This window comes from Pseudomaricurvus alkylphenolicus, from assembly GCF_011683955.1.
GTDB lineage: Bacteria > Pseudomonadota > Gammaproteobacteria > Pseudomonadales > Cellvibrionaceae > Pseudomaricurvus > Pseudomaricurvus alkylphenolicus.
Map to the genome: position 1 here is coordinate 233,491 of NZ_JAAQPI010000003.1, position 23,947 is coordinate 257,437.

Genomic DNA, 23,947 nt, shown 5'->3' on the forward strand with positions numbered 1-23,947 from the left:
ATACCCACAACGGGTAAACGCCCACCGGGCATGTACCCCGATGTTGTTAATGCGATTCCCGTGCTAATAGTTACTATAGCCCCAACTCACTTTGGTCGAGCCAGCCTATGACTACCGATGTCGCACCACACGCAGAAAGGCCTTTATCAGTCTCAACCACAGGCATCCAGTCAAACCGGGCATTGGTGGCCGCCTGCAGCAATGGTGTCGCCGGCGTTCTGGTGTTTTCCACTTTACCTTTGGTTCTCGGTGGGTTTGCGCAAAGTTATGGACTCAGCGATTTGCAGACCGGCACGCTCGGTTCTATATACTTCGGTTTATATTCCCTGGTGGCATTAAGCTCCGTATTCTGGATTCAGCGCAGCTCCTGGCGTGTTATGAGCACTCTGGGATTGCTACTGATGTTAGCGGGATTAGTGACCTGCCTGCTGTTCAGACACTACACCGGTGCCATCGCCGGTCTGTCTGTCTCTGCGATGGGGGCGGCAATTGTCACGCCCATCAGCTTTAGCGTGATTGCCCAACGACAGGAGACCGAACGTGATTACGCGATCAAGTTAATTCCCGAGCAACTGGTGCCCGGCATATTGATTGTGGTGGTGGCGAGTCTGTTTGCGGAACAGCTGTCGATATTTCCCTTTTTACTTCTACTGTGTGGCTTGATGTTGGTTTGTCTGGGGTTAAGCCAATGGATTCCCGCGAGGCCACAAGCCCTGAATACATGCCAGAGCACCACCGTAAAGCACACACCCGTGCTGCTGGCACTGCTCGCCCTTAACCTTTACTTCCTGGGTTTCGCCGGGCTCTGGGCGTTTCTGGAACGTATTGGTGACAGCGGTCAACTTGATACCGCTGTGGTTGGGCAATTGCTGGCCCTGGGCCTGATGACCTCGGCACTGGGCCCGCTGTGCGCCGCGTTGTTGGGTGAGCGATGGGGGCGCACTCTGCCGTTACTGATCGCGCTCGTCGGTTGTCTGTTGTCGCTCGGCTTATTGATATCAGACATCACATTAGTCCGCTTTGGCCTGATGGTGGCACTACTGCCCCTGGCCTACTACTTTGGCATTGGCTATTTCTTTGCCGCTGTAGCAGACGCCGATAAAGGGGGGGCCTATACCGCGTTAATGCCTTTTTCTCTGGCACTTGGAGCTGCACTGGGTCCCTACCTGTTTGCGCTCTGTAAAACGTTTGCAGGCTTGCCCGGTGCCTTGGCGCTGGTGGCAGTAACCCTTACAGCGGGAACCCTGTTACTGCTCAGTTTGCAAAAAAATGATCTCCAATAACGTTTCCAACAACGACAGGAATCACCATGCCCCACCAATCCTCTGAATTTGATATGACCCCCTTCACCCAGGCACCGTTACGCATGGAGGGAATCATTGAGTACGAAGGCAAAACACCGTGGCAGGTTTTTGAAACACTGGGTGATCCAGAGCAAATTCCCCATTGGTATCTGCTGGCCCGAGAAGTCAATATGCACCCACGCAAAGCAGGCGAAGAACAAACCTTCAACGTCGTATTTACCTTTTTTGGTGACGTCTATGAGGAAGTACTGCACTGGGATCCTCCGCACCGCTACGTTTACCTGGCACAAGGCGATGACTTTCCGATTCGCGATTATGTTTCCCAGATTGAAGTCGTCGATCACGGCAACCAACGCGGCACAATGAGCTGGCGGGTGTACTGCAATCAGATTGACGGCGAACACTTTCAGAAAATCCTGCCCGTGATGCTGCCCGCCATTAACGAGGCCAGCTTGCAACGCCTGGCACCTCTGATTGGCGGTACAAGTGTTCGTTGCCGCAACTTTTTTGACACAACTATTTTGACACCCGGGATAAAATGATGAGTGAGACACGCACTGAAGATATCGGCTTTTTGGAATTCGCCATTAAACGGGTATGGATGGCCGCCGGCGCCAGCGCCGAACACGCAGACACCGTTGCCTATGCCATCGGCTTTGCTCACCGGCAAGGTAAACTCAATCAGGGCCTGGGCGTGTACGAAGCGATTGATATCGCCCTGCAGGCCGGCGTGCTGGACATCACCGCGGAACCGGAGCTGATCGACGAAGGTCCCAGCTGGGCAGTCTTTGACGGCAAACAATCAAGTGGCTACTGGACCTTAATGAAGATGGCTCGCACCGCTATCAAAAAAGCCAAAGAACACGCCATCAGTATATGCTACGGCGGCAATCACAACGATGCGGGCTCGTTTGCCGCCTACGCCTGGCTCGCCCATCAAGAGGGCATGGCGGCCATGACCTCCAACAATTCCGTGCCCCTGGCGGCCCCTTATGGAGGCATGAGCAATCTGCTGTCCTGCCCGCCGTTTGATGCCATTATCCCCTCGGGCGAACAGCCACCCCTGTGGACCAGCGTTAAGTTTGCGGAGTTTTATGACGCCGACATCGCTGAAGCCATGTTACACCGGGAAAAGATGAAAGGCCGATGGCTGATTGATCCCGCCAGTGGCAAACTGACAGACGATCCCACTGACTATGCCCGCCCGCTGGAAGGCTATGGGCGGGTCATGGATTACACCTGCGGCGGCCAGATTGAATCACCCCGCACCTACGCGCTGAATCTGTGGAACGAGGGCATGACCTCGGTGCTCAACCCCATTGGCGTAACCGCAGCGCAGATGCCCACCATTGAAGATGTGGAAGCCGGCACCATGCCCAGCGTGGGAGGCAGCTACTTTCTCTGCATTGATCCGTCCCACTTCGGTCCCTTGAACAAAGTCACTGAGCGTGCGGACGACTTTGTGGCTGCGATCAAGAAGGTAAATCCACGCCCCGGCCATCATGTCCGCGTACCAGGCGAGGGTGGCTACCGGAACTTACAACAAGACAGTACTCAGGTTGAAGTGCTGGAGAATCACTGGCAGCCGTTTTTTGAGAATATTGCCGGGCGCTATGGTCTAAGTGAACAAAAGCTGAGAGAGGAATTTTCAAAGCGTTAAACACAAAAAGCGAGATCCCAATAAGAGATCTCGCCTATTAGGTGATAAGAAACAGTTGTTTTTAAATCTTGAGCCACCGTGTTGGGTTAGCCCTGCCGACAGACTTCAGGCGGCAATCGGCCAATAAACAGAGCAATTCAAAGAACAGCCCCGTCGCCAGATGCGACGCCATCTGATTCGAGTCCCGATTGGGGTTCAGCTCCACCATATCCGCACCGATAACATCAAACTCGCGACTGGCGAGGATGATATCCCGCACCTGCCTCGGCGTCAAGCCAAAGGGCTCCGGACCGGTGGTGCCCATCATATAGCTGCTGTCGAGGCCATCCACATCAAATGAAAAATACGTCTTTTCCGCACCCACCCGCTCACGCACACAGTCCATCACCCAAGCGACGCCTTTTTCGAACACTTCATCTGCGGAGATGACCTTCATACCGGTGTCGTGGGCGAACTCCCAGAGGAAATCGGAACGGCCACGAATACCGATTTGCACGGTTCGCTCCGGATCAACAAAACCCTGTAACACCGCCTGGCGAAACACCGAGCCGTCGTTAACGGCATCGCCGCCCCAGCTGGCCATGGTATCGCTGTGGGCATCAATATGGATCAGACTGAAGCTGTCGTCATGCACTTCCGACAGCGCTTTGAGCACACCGTAGGAAGAGGTGTGTTCACCGCCACAGGACAAGGTGTAGGCGCCTGCCTCGGCCGCTCTTTTGGCGTGCTGGTAAATGTCCTGTTCGACCCGCACGTTTAACTGCGCAGATGACCACTCCACATCGCCAAAGTCCACGATCTGGCATTGCTCAAAGGGGATCTGCCCGGTGGCATCGTTATAGGGGCCAAAAAAGCGCGAGCGTTCCCGCACGGCTCTGGGGCCATGTCGGGTCCCGCCCAAGCCTATGGCTCCGAGATCGCAGGGGCAACCGAAGACGGCGATATCCGCACCGGTGGGGTCCTGCACATGTGGAGCCTGGAAAAAACCCTGATGTTGATGAAACGCCTCGGGATCCAGGTTGTAACCTTGCGCCTGGGCTCGTGCGAAAAACGATTGTACTTGTGTATTCTTAAACTCAAACGCCGCTGCATCCAATTGGCGATAGGATTCGAGTCGTTGTGGAGATACTTTGGCCATTGAGAACCTTACCTCTTGAAGATAATTCGTGTTTACAGGCCCGGCGACATGCCACCAGCCACCGGCAGCGTGATACCAGTGATATAGCTGGCGGACGGTCCGGCCAGGTAACTTACGGCATCCGCCACTTGAGCCGGTTGTGCGGAATAGCCCATGGGAATATGCGCATCCTCGCGCTGTTGCGCCTGTTCGAGGCTGATGCCCTCCTGCTCGGCAATCAGCTCCAGTGTCTGTTCGTGCATCTGTGTCACTATCGAACCCGGACACACCGCATTACAGAGGATTTTGTCCCGTGCATAGTTGCTCGCCAGCTGTTTGGTCAGCCCAATCACAGCGAACTTGGAGGCGGTATAACAGGCCGGTATTGCCTCGATTGCTCCTAACCCGGCCAATGAGGCAATATTGATAATGCGACCGCCACCCTGAGCCTGCATTGTCGGTATCACAGAACGACAACCGTTGACCACGCCTCGAAGATTCACACCGAGGGACAGTTCCCAGTCATTGTCGGTCAGTTCCAGAAAATCCGCTGAACCGACGCCAACCCCGGCGTTGTTAACCAAAACATCGATGCGACCAAAGCGCTCAACCACTCTCGCCATCGTCTCCTGTACCTGTGCGGAATCAGTCACATCACACGGTAGCGCCAGACTGCCGACGCCCAGGTTTTCGATGGATTTGGCACTTTCAAAAAGATCCGCCGACGATGGCAAATCGGTGATGGCCACATCGGCGCCCTGGCGGGCCAGACTGGCCGCTATCGCGTAACCAATTCCTCTGGGATGCCCGGCGCCGGTGACGACGGCTACCTGCCCTTGCAGCTGTGCCATGATCCTACCTCACTTTTCTGGCGATTGTTGTTCGAAAATCTCGACGGCGCTGAGCAACCACTTGGGGGCAGTTTCCACGGCTCCCACGCCTCCATAGGACAAGAGACCTTCGCTGTTCAGCTCTCCACAGCGAATTTGATCCACCACTTCCTTAAGATCCACCAAAAACTTCTGTAAATAGTCTTCTTCCATCACATCCAGCGTCAGGTGAATCGCCGGAGGGTTATTCACCCCAAGCAATCGCCATCCCCGTTCTTCCATGCCACCGACGACTAATTCGATGTTGAATCCGTCCGCCGCAATCATCAGCAACGGACCATCGGTTGGCCAGGTCGTCAACCCTTCAATGCGTTGGCATTGATCAATAATGGCGTTTTTGACATGGAGTATGCGACGTGCGTTATCCAGATACCCCTGTTTACCCCAGTAGTGCATCAGCGCCCAGATTCCCGCCACCGGCCCGAGCGTACGGCTGCCGACAAAGCCTTGAGACAGGTAGAGACCGCAGGCCCATTCCGTTATCGGCATATAGTGGTAACCCTGTTCCCGTTGGCTGCGCCATAGAACGGAAGAGCAGGGCTTGGGCGCGTATCCGTATTTGTGCAAATCTGCCGAGATGGAATTTACGCCTTCGACACTGAAGTCATAGGCGGGCACCTGGACGCCAAGCTCTCGAAAAAAGGGCAGAATATACCCACCCACGCAGGCATCAACATGCAGCCACAAGTCGTGCTTCAACGCGAGTTGACCAAAGGCCTCGATGGGGTCAACCGTGCCATAGGGCCAGTTGGGCGCCGAACCCACAATGCCAATGGTATTGGGACCGATCGCCTTGGCAAGGCCTTCCACATCCGCCGACAGGTCTGCCAGCTGGGGTACCGTTACCACCTTGAGGTCCAGATATTTGGCGGTCTTGTGAACCGTGGAGTGGGTGGAATAAGGAGCCACGATTTCGGGCTCAGTAATATGGGGTTTAGCCTCCCGTGCCCACTTGCGCATCGCATGCAGGGCGTTGAAGTTCGACTCGGTGCCGCCACTGGTGAGATTGCCACGCCCCTGCTCACCCCCATTCATAATGTCTACACAGATATCAATAACGTCGTTTTCCAGGCGCGCGGCCGGCGCCTCCTGAAAGGTAAACAGACCGTTCCAATCCATAAACTCCCCAAAAGCATCGTGCAGAACCCGCTGCATTTCCTCCTGCCCCTGAAAGGTGGTACTGGCCAGCTTGCCTCTCTGCCCCTCCGTCATGGCATTGCGCAGCTCGCGTACCCTGCCCATTACGGTATCGTAGTTGCTGCCCTGTGGAGGCAATTGGTAGAGTTTGGCTCTGGTCTGTTGCGGTTTGGGAGTCGACATCTTGGGCTCCTGAAGCTCTATTAAGGAGTTTAGTTGAATCATACTTCGTTCGCGGTCAGAGCCCGCTGCTACAGGGTAATGTGGGTTCGTAGCAGCCCGCTCTGAAGGCGACATCAATAGGTTGCATCAGGTGTTATCAGACCACGGCGGGGCACCGCCGCCCAGTACCCGTAGTGGGTACAGCCCCAGCGGATGGGATCTATAGGCTATAGTCAATAAGAAGGAGAGAACTATGGCACTGGAACACTGGCAACCGCTGCTGGCGGAGGCGATTGAAGCGCTGGGCGAAGAGGCTTTTTACGCTCGGTTGGCGCGAGTGTGTGAGCAGGTAGCGGGTTACGAGAGCTCGGTGGTAATCATATACACCGAGGGTCAGTGTCCGGTGGTGGTGTTCGACGACCTGCCCAGCGACTACTCCAGCAGTTACCGACGCAATTTGCCGGCGGAATATATACTCGACCCCTATTTCACCCTGTTTGAAAACCGGGCTCCCAGCGGCATTTACCGGTTGCAGGACATCTCTCCAGACCATTTTTTCAAAAGCGAAATCTACAAGACTTACTACGAACCTCAGGGCATCAAGGATGAAACCGGCGTTTTCTGCAAGCTCGACGAGCACCGCTACCTGTTGGTTGATATGGCCAATCGTTTGCAGGGCAAGGTGGGTATCGGCAACATCCGTCGGCTACAATCCATTTTTTCCATGCTGGCGGCACTGGCGATTAAACACGAAGAATTGCTGGCTATTACCGGAGAGGCGCAGAAGTTAATCGGTGCGCCGCTGGATCGTGCGTTTTACAATTTTGGTAAAGACTTTCTCAGTGCCCGCGAGTGTGAAGTGATTCAGTTAATTCTAAAGGGGCATTCCAGCAAATCCATCGCGCGATTACTGGAAATCAGTGAGGACACCGTTAAAGTGCACCGCAAGCGCTTCCACGCCAAGCTGGAAATATCGTCTCAGGCGGAACTGTTTTCGTTGTTTCTGGAAGCCATTGCCCTGTTGCCTCTGGGCAGTGACGAAGATCCGCTGAGTTACTACTTCAGCGGAGAACGAACCAGCGCCGGCCCAACCCGCTAACTGGCCCTGCCCTGAGCGTCGTGCCGCTCCACCAAAAGCTCACGAAGCTCTTCAATCGGCATGGGGCGACCATAGAGAAAACCCTGCACCATATCGCAGTGGTGGTGTTTTACAAACTCGTACTGTTCGCGGGTTTCCACGCCTTCCGCCACCACTTTAAGACCCAGGTTGTGCGCCAGTGTGATAATGGTGCGTACCAGAATTTCATCGTCCGCATCCTGCCCCAGATCACGCACAAACGACTGGTCGATCTTAAGCGTATTCAGTGGCAACTGTTTGAGACGGCTCAATGAAGAGTATGCGGTACCGAAGTCATCGATCGAGATTTCCACGCCCTGATCGCGAATGGCCCGCAGCTGCCGGTGGACATCTCCCGCGTCGGGGCCTAACAGACTTTCTGTAATTTCCAACTCCAGATACTGACCGGGATAGCCGGTGGACTGCAGGGTTTTGGCCACTTGCTGTGCGGCATCGTGATGAATAAAGTGTGAGGGTGAGAAGTTGACGGAGAGGTGCAAGGGCAAATTGCAGTCCCGCTGCAGCTGCCGGATCTCCCGACAGGCGGTTTCCAATACGCACTGGTCAATGGCGTGAATCAGACCGCACTCTTCAGCCAATGGAATAAATTCACCCGGAGAAATCCAACCCTCCTGCGAGTCGCGCCAGCGAACCAGTGCCTCTACACCGGTAATTTCCAGGGTTTCGCAATCTCGTTTGGGCTGATAATACAAAAAGAACAGCGAGTCTTTAATGGCCCGACGCAATTTGTTTTCCAGCACCAGCCTTCTCTCCACGCGGGAGTTCATATTGGACTCGAAAAATGTAAAACAGTTACGGCCCTTGTCTTTTGAGCGGTACATCGCGGTATCAGCGTTCTTCAACAGTGTCGCGGCATCTTGGCCATCACCGGGGAACACACTGATACCAATACTGGTACTGAGATGCAACTGATGGCCATCGATCAACATGGGCATAACGATACTTTCTGTTACCTTGGCCGCCACATCGCCGGTAGCCCCCGGTTCGATATCAGACAGTAGAATGGCGAATTCGTCGCCCCCCAAACGCGCCAGTGTATCGCTGCTGCGCAGGCACTCCTCCAGCCGACTGGCCACTTCGATCAACAGTTTGTCACCCAGCGCATGCCCCAGGGTGTCATTGATCACTTTGAAGCGATCCAGATCCAAAAACAGGACCGATAGATGATTGTTCTGACGCTTGGCCAGATCAATGGATTCCTGCAATCGGTGGTCAAAGGTGATGCGATTGGCAAGTCCGGTCAAAGAGTCGTGATAGGCCTGGTGCTCAAATCGATTGGCCAGCTCCTCCAGTTCCGCGGTGCGCTCGGCCACTTTTTCTTCCAGCTGTTCCTGGGCGCGCTTGAGTTCGTTGTCACGCATCTGAACCTGGTTGACCATTTCATTAAAGTCGTCGGCAAGGCGACCGATTTCGTCCCGGGATAGCTTGTCAGCCCGCAGGCTGTAGTCCTGATTTTGGGTAATGCGTCTGGCCGTCTGCGCGAGTTTCAATACCGGGTCGGTAACGAGTCTTTGCAATCGACTCGACACCAATGCCGCCACCAACAGCGACATGATGAACAAGGCCAGTACGATTCCAGCTCGAAACCACTGCTGCTCCTGCCACTGCGTGTGGTCCGACAACAGTACAATTGTTCCGACCCGCTCCGCATCCAGTTCAATCGGCATCTGCACATACAGGCGGCCATCTATCGAGCCGGATTGATTGTCAGGGAGATTAAATGACACCGGATAACGACCGCGATGATAACTGGCAAAAATGCCGCCGTCGCCAGTCAGAATCCAGGCGGCAACGATTTCTGTTTCACTGTGCAGGCTGGCAAGCGTGCGTGCGGCAGAATCCTGATCTTCGAAAGTCAACGCCGCCACCGAGTTATTGCCGATAATGGCGGCCTGTGAGCGCATGCGTTCCATCATCTGATGGCGTGAGCTGATCCAGTCGTTGACCGCAAAACCCAGTGTGGTGAGAGTCAGCGCCGCACTGCTGGTAATCAACAGTACCATCTGTAGTGTTTTTCGGATCGAGTTGCTGCCCAGAATCTTCACCGCCACTCACCTGTGGTTGTCATCGTCGCCACTCTCTGGCGACACGGATTCGATGGCGGTGTTGGCATCACGCACAATGTTGGCCAATTTAAGCAACTGAGAACTGAGCTGTAGGCCGGTGCGGTTAACAGCGCTCAGGTTGACTTCAAACCCAATGCGGGCACCGTCCCGAACCAGGGCCAACAGAATACCTGGATGCGCAATACCCTCTGCCTCACGGGAGGTCAGATCGACGATCGTCAATACCGGTTGATCAAAGCCCAGGGCCGCCTCTTCGCTCAGTGCCGGCAATTGTTCTTCCGGCACCAGCAGAATATCGCATTCACTGCTATCGACCAGACTCTGGCGTGGTTGCGATAACAGTTGACGACCACCGACCTTGCGCTCGCGAATAGTCTCGAAACCTTTGCCTAGAAAATCCCCCTGATAATGGCACATCAGCAATTGCTCGGGGCGCGCCTGGTAGACCTCCGCCGGCCAGGAAACAAATTTGGCGATATTAAGCACAAAAGCCGCTTTGACGTGGCGCAGTTTGTCGCTTTGTGTATCCGCGTAGCTGACCTGAGCACAGATGCTGAACAACACCGCCAGTAATAGCTGCCAGTGCCGGACTGGCTTTGCTCCTACTGGTCGAGACAACCTCCAGCGCCTCATCAGAGAACTGGCTTCCAGGTCAGTCGCACCCACACCTGGCGGACGCTTTTTTCAGTATTGTACTGACCACCGAAGTCCGCGGCCGGATCCTGCACGTCGCGATCAAACAGATTATCGACACCCAAGCTGTAGTCGAGATTGGTTAACAGTTTGCCACTGGCAAAGAAACTGCCGATCACAAAGTCATCGGCGGCGTCATCCGCATGGCTGTTGGTGTCGCCTCTGGGGCTGTTGTGAACCAGAGAAAAGCCTACGCGGTGATCGCTGTTCCAGCGGTAATTCACATTGAAGCTGCTGCTCCAGGAGGCGACATAGGGCAGCTCATCCAATTCGGAACGATCCAGGTCGGAATCCACATGCGATAGCGCAAAGCGCACATTGAGGTTGTCGCTGGGATTGAGATCGAGCAGCACCTCCGCACCATGCAGTTTCAGTTTGCCAGTGGAATTGGTAAAGAACTCATCCTCGCCGTCCGGCGTTGGTGCCTCGCTGATAAAATCTTCGAAGTGATTGTCGTACAACGTCACACTGAAGTTATGTTTTTGCCCCTGGTAGACATAGGCCAGCTCGGTTGATTCTATGCTCTCGGCATCCGGGGTCGGCGGCATAAAATCCGTACCCTCCAGCACCTTCAGGTATTCCCTCAGGCCGGGAGTGCGAATGGCCGTGCCGTGCATCAGCTTCCACACATGATGCGTATTGTGGGTGTAAACCAGCGCAGCACGGTAGTTAAAGTAGTCGTCGAACTGCTCAAAGTCGTCGTAGCGGCCACTGAGTGTCAGCTGCAGATTCTCGTCGATATCCCAGACGTCCTGGGCAAACAGGGCATACTCATCATTGCTGATACCCGGAATTGACAGAAGATCACCCGACACGGTGGGGTCGAGAAAGCCATCACGGAAGTGGAACCAGCGCTCAAACTCGGTATCCTCTGCCTCCTCACGGCGCCAACTGAAGCCAGCCGCCAGGGTGTGGGTGTTGATCGCCCGAAAGCCCGTCAGGGTAATGCCCGCCATAGTGGCATCCTGAAACTCCTCGTAGCCCAGACGCCTTGTTTGCTGCTCCACCTCATACTCGCGGGCATCGTCCTGGTGGTAAAACAGATTCGCCTCCAAGCGCCCGGACTGCAAATCACCGGCTTTGTAATCAGCTGACAAAAACAGCGACTCTTCTTCGATGAATGCATCCTGGTCGGAGGGGATAAACAGGAACGGCGCCTCGCTTTCACTGTAGTCCAGTGAAAGTGTCAGCCCCGGCAGGGGTCGCGCCTTGACCTGCAAGGTTGTGTAATCTTCGTCCAGAGGTTGGAGGACATCCCGGCCGATAAAGCTCTTGCGGTCTTCGTCGAAAGGCGCTTCCTGATCCAAATAGCTGCCGAAAATCTGCACACGCCGGCTGTTGTAGAGTCCTGTGGTTTTGATGCGCTCGTTATTGCCGGCCTCCATACTGATTTCCAGCTTTGGCTGATCGCTGAAGTCCCTGGTTGTGACCGAGATAACGCCGGCAAAAGCGTTGGCGCCGTACAGACTGGAGGCGGGTCCGAGAATGACCTCGACACGCTCAATCCTCTCCAGCGGGAAATTGTCCCCTAGAGAAAAGTGGCCGTAGTACAGGTGCTGACGTCGAACGCCATCCACCATCAGGATCATTTTGTCGTTGTAGCGATCAAGCACACCACGTGCCCAGAGCGAGTTATGGCGCTTGCGATACTGGTTCACTTGCATGCCAGGTACAAATTGCAGCAAGTCATCGAGGCGACGTACCCCGTAACGAGCAAAGTCGTCCCGAGTGAAGCTGTATACGGTGCCAGGCGCCTTTGAGATCGGTGTCGGCATCAGGGTGGCTGACACAAATACGTCCATGCCCATCAGGTCTTGCAGGGACATATCAGCCAAGGCGTCGCGGGCTCCTTCCTGAGCCAGGGCGGGAATTGCGGGCAGGACGGCCACTGCCATTCTCAAGGGCATTGATCCGAACTTGGAAATCAATCTCATGTGCTTTTATACCTGTCCATTGGACAGGTAAGCCGGTTATTTTCCACGCCTGCCACCTGTCGACAGGGGCGGCACTTTAATTTCTGCCGTGTCGCCCAATACATCACGTTATTATTGGCGCAAGTATACACACAATGCCGGTAAATGATGACCGCAATGTAGCAACAGGCGCCCGATATTGAGTATGACTTGACTCACAACGCCAGCCGCGTGAACGGGATCGTTTCAGCCAAACGTTATTGATAGCCATTCCCATTTGCCGTACCATCTCGCCAGCCCGGATTCCGGGTAACGACCCGCTATCGCCAGTTAAGGAGCAACCATGCCCGCCGAGACAACCCGCAAGCCCTGGAAGGCTCAAGCCAATCGCTTGATCACTGCTGTGGTCACCGCCTTCTGCCTGACGGCAGGAGCTCATATCCATGCGGGCGAAAGAGAAGTGGTCACTCACTATGCAGACATTGCCCACGCCACCTTTGAAGATTCTCTCATCGCGGCTCAGCAATTGGAGCAGAAGTTGCTGGCACTGACCGCCAACCCCTCTGACAAAACTCTGCAGGACGCCCGCCAGGCATGGAAAGCGGCACGAGTGCCCTACCAGCAATCCGAAGTGTTTCGCTTTGGCAACGCCGTCGTGGATGACTGGGAGGGCCAGCTCAATGCCTGGCCTCTGGACGAAGGACTGATCGACTATGTCGAGCAAGACAGCTACGAATCCGAACTTGGCAATGTTGGTGCCAATGCCAATATTATTGCCAATACCCAGCTGCAACTGGGCAGCGAAATTCTGGACACCGGCGAGCTGACCCCGGAGCTGCTGGCCAGCCTCAATGAGCTGGGAGGTTCTGAGGCCAATGTTGCCACTGGCTACCATGCCATCGAGTTTCTGCTCTGGGGCCAGGATTTGAATGGCACCGGCTCGGGCGCCGGCGATCGCCCTCATACCGATTACGCCAAAGGCTCGAACTGCACCAACGGCCACTGCGCGCGCCGAAGCGCCTACCTGCAGGCAACAGCCCGCCTGCTGGTCATGGATCTGGAAGACATGGTGCAACAGTGGGCACCTGAGGGACAGGATAATTACCGCCAGCAGCTACTGCAGCTGCCGGCCACCGAGGGTCTGATCCGCATGCTGTTTGGCATGGGCAGCCTGGCGCTGGGAGAACTGGCCGGTGAACGCCTCAAGGTAGCCCTGGAGGCCAACTCTCCGGAAGATGAACACGACTGTTTCAGCGACAATACGCATTTCTCTCACTATTATAATGGTATGGGCATTCGCAATGTGTATTTGGGTGAGTACCGTCGCATCGATGGCACTCAGGTCCAGGGAGCCAGCCTGGCTGGCTTGGTTCATGCCAGGGACGCAGTCCTGGACGGGGAACTGCGTGCCAGCCTGAACCGCATGCACGACTCCTTACAGCTGCTGGTGGACAGCGCGGAACGCAACGATCACCCACTCAAATTTGACCAGCTGATCGCCGAGGGCAACCAGGAAGGTACCCGCATGATCGAGCAGGCTATTGCCACGCTGGTTGACAGCACCCGGCAATTGGAGCGGGCGGCCCGGGTTTTGGGTATCGACAACCTGAACCCGGACAGTGCCGATCACGATTTCTGATGATCCTGCGTCGGGCGTTGGTCACACTAGCCATACTGCCTTGCCTTCAGGCATTCGCCGCCACGCAAACCACACTGACCGCCCTCTCCGGCGGTCAGGCCAGCGTCAGAGCTACCGACCATCGTGCCTTTTCCAGGCCCTCTGCCAATATGCCTCTGATGAAACGTCTGGACTTTAGCGTCGGCCACAGCTTTTTCCGCAACCCCTGGGTTGCCGCGCCGGCCAGCACCGACGCCCGCGACGGCCTGGGTCCTCTGTTTAACACCAATGCCTGCCAAAACTGCCATATTCGGGATGGTCGCGGTCACGCACCCGCAGCGAATGGCGACCAGGTCGTCTCCATGCTGGTGCGCCTGAGTATCGACTCTGATCAACCACTGCCACCGTTCCTGCCCAACCACCCGGAGCCCAACTATGGCTCCCAACTGCAGGACTTTGCCCTGCCCGGCTTTCAACCCGAGGCACGGGTCAATATCAGATACATCAGCCACTGGATCACCCTGGACGATGGTGAGCAAGTGGAACTGCGCCGACCGCAACTGGAGCTGAGCGACCCGGCCTATGGCGAATTACACCCGGACCTGCGCACCTCGGCCCGAATCGCTCCGCCGATGATCGGGCTTGGGCTCCTGGAAGCTATCCCCGCAACACAACTGGAGGCCGCAGCGGACCCGACCGACCGCGATGGTGACGGCATATCCGGTCGAATCAACCTGGTCTGGGACCAGAGTAAACAGCGGCTGGTGCCAGGGCGTTTTGGCTGGAAAGCCGCCCAACCCAACCTGCGTCAACAAAATGCGGCTGCCTTTCACGGTGATATGGGCATCACCTCGGATTTGTTTGTGGCCGAAAACTGCACCGAGGCACAATTACCCTGCGGCTCACAGACCACTGGCACTGCGCCCAACAAGAGTGGTTCGCAGGAAACCGACGCCTCACAAAGTGCCGACACTGTCCCGGAAATCAGTTCTCACCTGCTCGATCAGGTCACTTTCTATACTCGCAACCTGGCGGTGCCCACGCGGAGAAATCCGGACCACCCGCAGGTGCAACGGGGTGAAAAGCTGTTCAAGGAGTTTGGCTGTCACCAATGCCATATCAGCCGCCAGCGAACCGCCCCCGATTACGAACTGTCGTGGCTCGCCGACCAGACCATTTTCCCTTACACCGACCTGCTGCTGCACGATATGGGTGAGGGGTTGGCCGATCAGAGTCGTGAATTTGTCGCCAACGGGAGTGAATGGCGCACTCCGCCATTATGGGGTATCGGTCTCACTTTTACCGTTGGCGGTGTAGAGAGTTACCTGCACGATGGTCGCGCCCGCAACCTTCAGGAAGCGATTCTCTGGCACGGCGGCGAAGCCCAGAAATCCCGTGACGCCTACAAAGCCGCACCCAAGGATCAGCGCCGTGCCCTGTTACAGTTTTTACAGGATCTTTAGTGTCCTGTAGACTGCCGCCCCCATAGGACTTCACCTCAGAACACATCCAGACAAGATCAACCCCATGACATTTTTCAGAGCCCTGCTCGTTTCCACTCTGGCGGCCGTTGTTGGTTGCAGCTCAAAAACGCCGGAAACCGCGTTTGTGGAAACCGCCATTAACACAACCATTGTGCCAGCTTATCAGCAGCTCGCTGAACGCTCGCAGATGTTTTCGATCTCAGTAACCAATGTCTGCACCAGCTCTGACGATATTCAGACTCTGCAAAACCGGTGGCACGACTCCATGGCTGCCTGGCAGTCCGTCCAGGGCATCCAGTTTGGACCGATTCGGGACAACAACACCACCTGGGAAATGCAGTTTTGGCCAGATAAGAAAAATCTTGTGGGTAAAAAACTGCGTGCCCTGCTGAAGGAAGACACCCAGTTGACACAGGAGCAGCTGCAAAAAAGCAGCGTCGTGGTACGTGGACTTCCCGCCCTGGAATACCTGCTGTTTGACCCCGCGGCCGGAGAGGGCCAACGTAATTGCGAAGCCCTGTCGCTGATCGCCCAACATCAGGCACAGATCACTCAACAGCTTCACAATCGCTGGCAGCAGGACTACCGGCAACTGATGCTGACCCCTGGCCCCGACAACCCGGAATATCCTGAACCCATGCACGCCGTTGCCGTGATTATCGACAGCTACGCCAGCCTGCTCGATCAACTCAGAGACCGCAAACTGACCCAGGCTCTGGGGCTGAACAGCCGCAAACCCCGACTCAACGGCTACTTGTTGGAATCCTGGCGTTCCCAAACCTCACGGGACAACCTCAAGGCCAATCTCGCCGCTTTCGAACAGCTCATGAACTCCGGTGGCCTTAGTGCCTACTTGCAGGAAAAAGACCATGGCGCGCTGGCCACTGAACTGGAACAACGCATCCAGGCCGTTCAGACCGCCCTCCAGGCTTCAGACGAGCCACTGTTCAAGCTGCTACAGCAACAACAGCCCGACAACGCAATCGCTATCCAAGAGGCGCTGACAGCTCTCCATCAGACCTTTAAGACCGACCTGCCTCAGGCACTGGGCATCCGACTGGGTTTCAATGACAACGATGGCGACTGAAAGTAAAACTCTGACGCGGCGGCAGCTTTTTAAAGGCACAGGAGCACTTGCCACCGCGACAATGCTCACTGGCTGCAACCTGTTTGGCAGTAAACCGGGTGTTTACCTGTCAGCATTCCGAGATCACCTTGGTCAGAACCATATCGCAGGGCTCAACACCGACGGCGAAAGCCTGTTTTCCATCGCCGTCCCCCAGCGGGCCCACGACAGCCTGATGTTGCCCGGTGCCGGTCTGGCCCTGTTCTTTGCGCGCCGCCCCGGCAATCTGATCTACATCGTCGACCTGGCCCGCGGCCAGTGGCTGCGATCACTGCAAGCCCCAGAGGGCCACCACTTTTACGGCCACGGTTGCGTCAGCGGCGGCGGCCGTTATCTGCTGACCACCGAGAACCACATTGCCGACGGCAATGGTCACATCGGCGTCTATGATATCAATGACGAATTTCGGCGGGTCGAACAACTGCCCAGCCATGGTATCGGACCCCATCAACTTAAATCCCTGTCAGATGGCAAAACACTGGCCATTGCCAACGGCGGTATTCTCACCCACCCCGACAAGGGCCGGGAAAAACTGAACCTCGACACCATGCAACCCGGGCTCGCCTACGTCGAACTCAACTCCGGCAAATTACTGAGTCAATACCACCCACCCCATCACCAGCAGAGTATTCGCCATATGGACATTACCTCTGCGGATGAAGTAGTGGTGGGAGTTCAGTTCGAAGGCGACCCCGACCAAGTCGTGCCGCTGGCCTACACCCATCGCGGTGAAGACCAACTGCAGCCGCTGCCGGCCACGGACGCCAGTTGGCGCCAGCATCGCAACTATATCGCCAGCGTCTGTGTGGACGCCGACGGTGAACGTCTGCTGCTCAGCTCACCTCGCGGTGGTGTTGTCAGTGGTTGGGATCTGTCAAAGCGCCAGCTGTTGGCCATCCAGACGCAGCGCGACGGGGCGGGCATTGCCTTTAACGGAGTCGCCCGCCGGTTTTTAATCAGCAATGGTCTGGGGCAACTCACCGCCGTTGATCAACAACAACTGCAGCGGCAAACCCACCACAGCCGTTTCTACCAGAACCGTATCTGGGACAACCATATGAGCTTTTCGGAACTGCCAACGGGAACATCCGCATGAACACACTAGACCGTCGGCATTTTCTGAAATCCGGACTGCTCGCCGCTGCCGGAGCCTCCCTGGCCGCTTGTGTACCCATGGCGCGGTTGCGACAGACAGACCAATACCAATACACCTTAACGCTGGAACCGGCGCCCTTTGAGCTGATACCCGGTACTCAAACACCGGGGCTGGGTTTTAACGGGCAATACCCCTCGCCGATACTGCGCGCTAAACAAGGGCAACCGCTGACCGTTACCGTCATCAACAAACTGGACCAACCCACCACCATCCACTGGCACGGCATCCGCATCGATATCGCCATGGACGGAGTCCCGTTTCTGAGCCAAAAGCCGATTATGCCGGGTGAGCGTTTTGTGTATCGCTTTACGCCTCCCGATGCCGGTACCTTCTGGTACCACCCACACGTCAACAGCGTAGAGCAACTGGGCAAGGGTCTGGTGGGTATGCTGCTGGTGGAAGAAGCCGACTCTCCCGATTTCTCACCGTCGGAATTTGCGGCTGACCTGCCGTTAATGCTGAAAAACTGGCACCTGAACGACGACGGCAGTTTTAAACCGCTGACCATACCCCGCTACGCCGCGCGTATGGGAACCCCCGGCAACTATGAAACCATCAACGGCTTACACAAACCCGAGATGGAGGTGCCGGCAAACCGCTGGGTGCGGTTGCGTTTTGCCAATGTCGACAACACCGTCATGTATAAACTGCGCATTAAAAACCGCCCCGCGTTTATTGCCAGCATTGATGCCAATCCGTTGCCAAGGCCCAAAAAACTGAAGCACCACACGATTGGCGCCGGCATGCGAGTGGACATCGTTTTAAAAACGCCGCCCGCCGGTGAAGAGGTTATTATCCAGAACGGCAAGGGCAAACTGTTTTTTGACTTTATGCGGTTAAAAACGGTGCAGGCCCGCGATGGTCTGACCGGAGATGCTCCGATGCCTCGGTTGCCTCTGAACCCTTTGCCGGAACCCGATTTGGCCAATGCGGAAACAAAGCGCTTTGTGTTTGAGTGGGAAGGCGCGGTCACCCCGGCGGATGATCAAGGCAAGGCCAATCATAAATTCTGGACGATTAACCGCCGTGCCTGGGAAGGTATGAGTGCGGATAATATCCCGGCACCGCTGGCGACTCTGGACCTTGGCAAGAGTTATGTATTCGATTTAAAAAACAATACACCCCATGCCCATCCGATTCATATCCATGGTGTAATGTTTAAGGTCATCAAGTCGAACAAAAAGCGCATTGAACCGTTTTTTACGGATACCGTTCTGATGGCAAAGAACGAACGGGTAAAAATTGCGTTTGTGGCGGACAACCCCGGCCGGTGGATGTATCACTGCCACGTGATTGAGCATATGAAAACCGGATTGATGGGTTATATTGAGATTCGATAGATTGCGCGGGGTGCGATCTGATCGTCAGAAACGCCATAACCGGAAGTTCATAATCCTGGTTCAGAGCACCATGGGCGTTCGATAATGTCCGCAACGGCCGCACGACGTAGGGTGGATTAGAAGCGCTTTGCGCTTCGTAATCCACCGATCCGCCGAAGGTTTAAATTGGCGGCGGCCGTGTACAAATCACCTGTTGCAGGCACATTCAAGGGTGTTAAAAACCGGGCCGAAGCCAACGAACATCTCCGGCAGAACCGACGGATTACGGCGCAAGCGCCTAATCCGCCCTACGCATAAACAACGCCGTCAGAGCACCAATCCTGCGAATTTCTAAGACCGGTTATGGCACGAATCTGACCTTAGCCCCCACACACGAGGCCGCCCTCACGGAACGATCAACTACCTACAGCAACCAAATTTAACTGGGAGAGCCACCGCCCATCTGAGACTGAATATAATTCTGAATCCCAATCTTATCGATCAAACCCAGATGCTGCTCCAGCCAATAAATATGATCCATCTCGGTATCATCCAGCAGCGACTCCAACATCTCGCGGCTCACATAATCCCGCTCCTGCTCACAAACCTCAATAATATCGCGCAGACTCTCAGCCACCACACGCTCAGCCGCCAGATCATTCTCCAACATCTCCTTCACATTGGAGCCCACATTGATCGAATCGCGGGAATGCGTATCCGGAGTCCCCTCAAGAAACAAAATCCGCTCAATCAACTTCTTCGAATGATCCAGCTCCTCCTCATACTCATGAGCGAGTTTCTCATGCAGCTTGTGAATCCCCCAATCCTCATACATCTTCGAATGAGCCAGATACTGATCCATAGAGGTCAGCTCCAGAGTCAGCTGCTTATTCAGCAAATCAACGACTTTTTTGACACCTTGCATGATCAATCCTCCATCATCGACTGCAGCCAGTTCTGTACACCCGTGTTCTGGATCAGGAACTGCTGTGCCTCAATCCAATCCACATGCTCCTCCTCGTACTCGAGAATATCCTCCAGCAACTCACGGCTGACATAGTCCCGCTCCTTCTCGCACAGCTCAATAGCATCGCGCAGCAGAGCAATCTGGTCCATCTGCAAATCCATATCACACTGGATCATCTCCTCGGCATGCTCACCAATGCGGATCTTGCCCAGATCCTGCAGGTTCGGCAGCCCCTCCAGAAACAGAATGCGTTCGATCAGATCGTCCGCCTGTTTCATATCCTTGATAGACTTTTTGTACTCCTTCTCATTGAGCTCCTCCAGTCCCCAATTGCGGAACATACGCGCATGGAGAAAATACTGGTTAATGGAGGTCAACTCATGAAAGAGCACCTTGTTGAGCATTTTTATAACATCGCTATTGCCTTTCATTGCGCACTCCCGGGGTTGTTCTTGTTGGCGACGTTCAAGGTTGATTCTTACCGGCGCAGCCACTCACCGACATGAATGCAGTCGGTGTCATAAGCATAGCCGTTTAAACAGCAAGGAAAATATCATTTCCGCATAAACGTTGAAAGCAATATTTCCTTATTTTTCAGTAAGTTAAAATGATACTGAGAGGCGCTCTCATTAGCTTTTAGAATGCGCATCGGAGGTGTACAGCGTCTATACTGAAGTTGTCGCGTAAATCTTCAGAACAAGCGTTGATCCAATTAATGTCAAAAGAATACCCAACACCATGCTGACATCGACCAAAGGACTGCCCCTCCTGAGAGATTACTTTTTACTCCTGACGTTCCTTTGCACCTGTAGTGTCACTTCCGCCAACGATACCAAAACCATACGGTTTGTCTGCGAACCCACTCCCCAGCAATCCAACTACCGCCTGGCGCAGCGCTTCCTGGGGAGCGTCTTCCAGCGCCTCGGATACCGTTATGTCCAAACCCACGCCAATGTGGATGACGCCATCGACCAACTGCGTTCAGGGGAAGCGGACGGCGACTGTGGTCGACTGCAGGGGTTTACCGAAACCAACAACCTCAACAACCTGGCCACCTTACGCCCCGCCTATGGCTTTGCCTCTATTGCCGCCTGGTACACTCACCTCAACCGCAAACCCCGGTCAGAGCAGATTGCGGGCTACAACGCCAATGCCCTCATGATCGAGACCCATTTGCGCAAGATGGGTTACCAAAAGATTGTCCCGATTCAAGGCCAGACGGAACAGATTCGTCAAATACTATCCGGCGAAATCGATCTTTTTTTTAACTATGGCCGAGCCTTTGATCATCTGACGCTGGAGAACTTTAGCCCAAGAATTTATCGATCCGACATTTTGGTCACCCTGCCCATTCGGCCGCTGATTCAGAAGCGTTATCAAGAATTGATCCACAATTGGAGACGGGTTGCCCGGCAGGTAATGCAGGAAAATCAACGCCGTGAGCTCCCACCCGTCATCGATGGGGACAGAGAAATCCTGTTTGGTTGTTCTGTCGCTCAACAAGACCGGATTTTTTCCGAATTACTGCCGATCTACACCGAAGCCTTTCGACGACTGAACCTTAATTTCCGGATGGTGTCCCTGCCACGGGCTCGGGAGGCCCATGAGCTGGCCCGCGGCAATCTGGACGGCACCTGCGCGCGCACTCTCGCTTTTGATACCCGTCGCAGCGACACAGTTCGTATCGATGTGCCACTCATCACAACCCAACTGCGAATCTGGAGCCTGGATGCCCAAAGGGAAATTCACAGCCTCGAACAGATCACAGCAACAGATCGCGTGGCCATGGTGCGAGGCACCTCGTATCTGGAAGAGAAATTCAAGGGATTTGAGGGTAAGCTCGAACGCCTGCCGAATATGATCACCGGCCTGAAGATGCTGGCCAGCGACCACCTGGACTTTCTGGTGGGATTTGAGGTGGCTTACATGACCACACTGGGTAGTGACGTGATCGATGTACCAATATACTCTGTCGGCAAACTGGGCGAGATCAATATCTATCCGTTTTTACAACGCAAGAATGAGAGTCTGGCGCCCCGGCTGGAACAAACCCTGAAGGCGATCATCACCGAACGACGACGCCAGACCCTGCCACAGGACCTGGCACCATTTCGTTAAGACCGTTTCCTTAAAACAGGACCACTAATTCGACGGTGAGTACCAGACCGGGGAGCTGTATGCGCGCTCCTGCAGCGTGGGCGGATGCTCCTGGGTGGGTTCCGACTGCAAGGCAATCGCATCATAAGTGGAATGTCGGGGTGTGGGTATTTCCAATACCCGCACATAGTAGAAAGCACGTTGCGAAGCATCGAATTGTGGATCCGTCCAGAGTACGGACAATTCAGGGGCACCTATGCTGTTGTCATAGCTAGGCACGCTTATGTCCACCGTAGAGCCGACACTTGGCAATTTACCCTGGGCATCCAGGGCGCGATCTCCTGACCAGGCGACGTTGTATACTTGCTCGCGCTGAGAACCATCGGAGTCAATCCAACCCTTTACTACCTGCACGCGGTCCAGATTGGCCCCTTTCGGGTCCTTGCGTGCTCTGATAAGCAGCTGGGGTATCTGTCCGGCGGTGGCCGCTGTTAAATCCGCCCCCATGGGAACACCCTGTTCGTAGCCAATTTGCGCCAAGCGCTTGGATGTTGCGGCATCCTGAGGGAAATCCCAGCCGGCAAACAGGCGCACGCTCATGCGCGAACCGGTGGTGGCGTAAACCTCTTTGCGTTTAAAGGCTTCGAAAATCGCCTCGCGGGTATTTTCCTCAGCCCAGACCGCCGCCAGACCTCCGGCCCCCATGCTCCATCCGGTGGCGCGACTGCCGCCGATCTTGTCGCCCAGTTTGGTTTCCGGGGTGGAGTCCACCGCCAGCTTGCCCCAGAAATTGTCTTCCTCATAGGCCGCCATACCGGTATGTGAGTCCGTGGAACCGATCATGCCAAATTTGTAGGGATTGACACCGATGTTCTGTTCAATCGCCAGGCCCTGCTTAAGACCGGAACGAGCGTAGTCTGCAGGTGCCACTTTGTAGGACTCGGGAGTCTGTTGAATATAATGGCCATAGGTTTCGAAATCAGCGAATTCGTCATTGGGCGACAGGTCGGGGTGCGTTTCCGAATCCCCTTTGTACTGCGTCACCTCCGCAACCGGCTCCCACTTCATGCGACGACGGGCATAGGCCGCAGTAATCGGCTCGCCCTTCAAGGTGGTTTCGGCAAACATGTAGCCCTTGGAAATATTGGAATTGTGCGGAATAGCGATAAAGCGGGCACCGCTTGACGCGCTGGTATTTTCCAGCCAGTTCCACAGGTCTTGCGGGTATTGGCTTTGATCGGAACCAAAGGGAATATATTGCCTGGCCGTGTCACCGCCGTCCGGGCTCATCACCACGCGATGCAGGTTGGCACCCGTGGGAATGGAACTCCACTCCCAACCGATCATGGAGGTAAACACACCCGGTTGGTTATGTCGCTCGGCGGCGTCCACAATATTTTGCCAGGCACTGCGAGCCATCATGGTGGGGTCGCCCAGCGCACTGGAGATTTCGTTATTGGGGTCCTGCACCGGATCTCCGCCAGGGTTTGCGGGCGACATGGGCAGCAGATCCGTAAAGATGTCGCTGCCACCACCGCCATCAATGGCGTCTATAAGAAAGTGCACGGCCAACCAGCGTTTGAAGTTGCCCCATAATCCCAAATCGTCGAATTGTTCCTCGCCGTTATAGATGGCCTTCATGCCGCCAAGTAATTCAGCGTGATCCGACACCACCAGAAAATCCAGGGGAGTATTAATTTGAACCCGTGCGCGGTGATAGGGATGAATAACGGGTTGCCCCTTGGCGTAGCGATAAGCCGTATCCGGGTCGGCGGAGTGATTGCGGTTGAGAAACGCATCGAAAGAATAGGAGGTATGAAGATGTGTATCACCAAACAAGAGCGTTGTCGGTTCTTCGTCGGCCACAACGGACTGACTGACGGCTGCAATCGCCAACGCCAATATCACCTTCTTACTTAAAGACTGTTTGGTCATTTCCACTCTCTCTGTTATGCGCGTTTTGACTATAAAACGATTATAGGCTGCCGTAGCACGGCAATCTCGACATTCAGCGACAATTCGCAGTGATGCTCCGCCACTGCACGCAGTTGGCGGACTTTGGGTTCCCTGACTAAGCTTGCAAGAGGATCATTCTCCGTC

Annotated in this window: 19 protein-coding genes; 10 read left to right on the forward strand and 9 right to left on the reverse strand. The window is 55.1% G+C overall.

Annotation, left to right across the window (positions count from 1 at the left end; all coding sequences use genetic code 11):
- Positions 1–107 precede the first annotated feature (107 nt).
- From HBA55_RS09845 to HBA55_RS09855, 3 genes are read left to right on the forward strand one after another with little or no spacing between them, the layout of a single operon-like run.
- On the forward strand, positions 108–1,283 hold the full coding sequence (locus HBA55_RS09845) for an MFS transporter (RefSeq protein ID WP_166989972.1): 1,176 nt from the start codon (positions 108–110) through the stop codon (positions 1,281–1,283).
- 26 nt (positions 1,284–1,309) lie between these two features.
- Complete coding sequence (locus tag HBA55_RS09850) at positions 1,310–1,846, forward strand: SRPBCC family protein (RefSeq protein WP_166989974.1); 537 nt, start codon at positions 1,310–1,312, stop codon at positions 1,844–1,846.
- The gene (locus HBA55_RS09855) at positions 1,846–2,964 is read left to right on the forward strand and encodes an Ldh family oxidoreductase (RefSeq protein WP_240945991.1); all 1,119 of its coding nucleotides are present in this window, start codon (positions 1,846–1,848) and stop codon (positions 2,962–2,964) included. The genes HBA55_RS09850 and HBA55_RS09855 overlap by 1 nt, the downstream gene beginning before the upstream one ends.
- A gap of 61 nt (positions 2,965–3,025) precedes the next feature.
- Here the strand turns inward: HBA55_RS09855 and HBA55_RS09860 are convergent, their stop codons facing one another.
- Genes HBA55_RS09860 through HBA55_RS09870 form a run of 3 tightly spaced genes read right to left on the reverse strand, consistent with a single transcriptional unit; the run spans position 3,026 to position 6,291 of the window.
- Positions 3,026–4,102 (reverse strand): arginase family protein, encoded by a 1,077-nt coding sequence (locus tag HBA55_RS09860; RefSeq protein WP_166989978.1) that lies wholly within the window; start codon positions 4,100–4,102, stop codon positions 3,026–3,028.
- A 32-nt stretch (positions 4,103–4,134) separates the two neighbouring features.
- The gene (locus HBA55_RS09865; protein ID WP_166989980.1) at positions 4,135–4,932 is read right to left on the reverse strand and encodes an SDR family NAD(P)-dependent oxidoreductase; all 798 of its coding nucleotides are present in this window, start codon (positions 4,930–4,932) and stop codon (positions 4,135–4,137) included.
- Between the two features lie 9 nt (positions 4,933–4,941).
- Complete coding sequence (locus HBA55_RS09870) at positions 4,942–6,291, reverse strand: pyridoxal phosphate-dependent decarboxylase family protein (protein WP_166989982.1); 1,350 nt, start codon at positions 6,289–6,291, stop codon at positions 4,942–4,944.
- 232 nt (positions 6,292–6,523) lie between these two features.
- Here HBA55_RS09870 and HBA55_RS09875 point away from each other — a divergent pair, with 232 nt between their 5' ends.
- Positions 6,524–7,369, forward strand: a complete 846-nt coding sequence (locus HBA55_RS09875; protein ID WP_166989984.1) for a response regulator transcription factor — start codon at positions 6,524–6,526, stop codon at positions 7,367–7,369.
- Here HBA55_RS09875 and HBA55_RS09880 read toward each other — a convergent pair.
- The 3 genes from HBA55_RS09880 to HBA55_RS09890 are packed head-to-tail and all read right to left on the reverse strand — an operon-like array spanning position 7,366 to position 12,101.
- A complete protein-coding gene (locus HBA55_RS09880) occupies positions 7,366–9,453 on the reverse strand; it encodes an EAL domain-containing protein (RefSeq protein ID WP_166989986.1) in 2,088 nt (695 codons plus the stop codon). The two genes, HBA55_RS09875 and HBA55_RS09880, sit on opposite strands and share 4 nt — an antisense overlap.
- Before the next feature lie 6 nt (positions 9,454–9,459).
- Positions 9,460–10,092 carry a YfiR family protein gene (locus HBA55_RS09885; protein ID WP_166989988.1) on the reverse strand — a complete coding sequence of 211 codons (633 nt, stop codon included), beginning with the start codon at positions 10,090–10,092 and terminating at the stop codon, positions 9,460–9,462.
- Positions 10,093–10,106: 14 nt separating this feature from the next.
- The gene (locus tag HBA55_RS09890) at positions 10,107–12,101 is read right to left on the reverse strand and encodes a TonB-dependent receptor plug domain-containing protein (RefSeq protein WP_166989990.1); all 1,995 of its coding nucleotides are present in this window, start codon (positions 12,099–12,101) and stop codon (positions 10,107–10,109) included.
- Between the two features lie 322 nt (positions 12,102–12,423).
- Here HBA55_RS09890 and HBA55_RS09895 point away from each other — a divergent pair, with 322 nt between their 5' ends.
- The 5 genes from HBA55_RS09895 to HBA55_RS09915 all read left to right on the forward strand — a co-directional run bounded on the left by HBA55_RS09895 (position 12,424) and on the right by HBA55_RS09915 (position 18,804).
- Positions 12,424–13,719 (forward strand): imelysin family protein, encoded by a 1,296-nt coding sequence (locus tag HBA55_RS09895; RefSeq protein ID WP_166989992.1) that lies wholly within the window; start codon positions 12,424–12,426, stop codon positions 13,717–13,719.
- Entirely contained in the window at positions 13,719–15,161 is a 1,443-nt protein-coding gene (locus tag HBA55_RS09900; RefSeq protein WP_166989994.1) for a di-heme oxidoreductase family protein, read from the forward strand. Before HBA55_RS09895 ends, HBA55_RS09900 begins: the two co-directional genes overlap by 1 nt.
- A 64-nt stretch (positions 15,162–15,225) precedes the next feature.
- Positions 15,226–16,269, forward strand: coding sequence for an imelysin family protein (locus HBA55_RS09905; RefSeq protein WP_166989996.1), 1,044 nt, complete (start codon positions 15,226–15,228; stop codon positions 16,267–16,269).
- Positions 16,259–17,404, forward strand: coding sequence for a DUF1513 domain-containing protein (locus tag HBA55_RS09910; protein WP_166989998.1), 1,146 nt, complete (start codon positions 16,259–16,261; stop codon positions 17,402–17,404). The genes HBA55_RS09905 and HBA55_RS09910 overlap by 11 nt, the downstream gene beginning before the upstream one ends.
- A complete protein-coding gene (locus HBA55_RS09915) occupies positions 17,401–18,804 on the forward strand; it encodes a multicopper oxidase family protein (RefSeq protein ID WP_166990000.1) in 1,404 nt (467 codons plus the stop codon). The genes HBA55_RS09910 and HBA55_RS09915 overlap by 4 nt, the downstream gene beginning before the upstream one ends.
- Before the next feature lie 418 nt (positions 18,805–19,222).
- On the opposite strand, the gene bfr (HBA55_RS09920) is transcribed toward HBA55_RS09915, so the two are convergent.
- Both bfr (HBA55_RS09920) and bfr (HBA55_RS09925) read right to left on the reverse strand, forming a co-directional pair.
- Positions 19,223–19,708, reverse strand: coding sequence for a bacterioferritin (gene bfr, locus HBA55_RS09920; protein WP_166990002.1), 486 nt, complete (start codon positions 19,706–19,708; stop codon positions 19,223–19,225).
- Positions 19,709–19,710: 2 nt separating this feature from the next.
- Positions 19,711–20,181, reverse strand: coding sequence for a bacterioferritin (gene bfr / locus HBA55_RS09925; RefSeq protein WP_166990004.1), 471 nt, complete (start codon positions 20,179–20,181; stop codon positions 19,711–19,713).
- 307 nt (positions 20,182–20,488) lie between these two features.
- Between bfr (HBA55_RS09925) and HBA55_RS09930 the strand changes: the two genes are divergently transcribed.
- Positions 20,489–21,868: a type 2 periplasmic-binding domain-containing protein gene (locus HBA55_RS09930; protein ID WP_166990006.1), complete on the forward strand. Its 1,380-nt coding sequence runs from the start codon at positions 20,489–20,491 to the stop codon at positions 21,866–21,868.
- Between the two features lie 24 nt (positions 21,869–21,892).
- Here HBA55_RS09930 and HBA55_RS09935 read toward each other — a convergent pair whose 3' ends face one another.
- Positions 21,893–23,782, reverse strand: a complete 1,890-nt coding sequence (locus HBA55_RS09935; protein ID WP_166990008.1) for a DUF3604 domain-containing protein — start codon at positions 23,780–23,782, stop codon at positions 21,893–21,895.
- Positions 23,783–23,947: the final 165 nt, after the last annotated feature.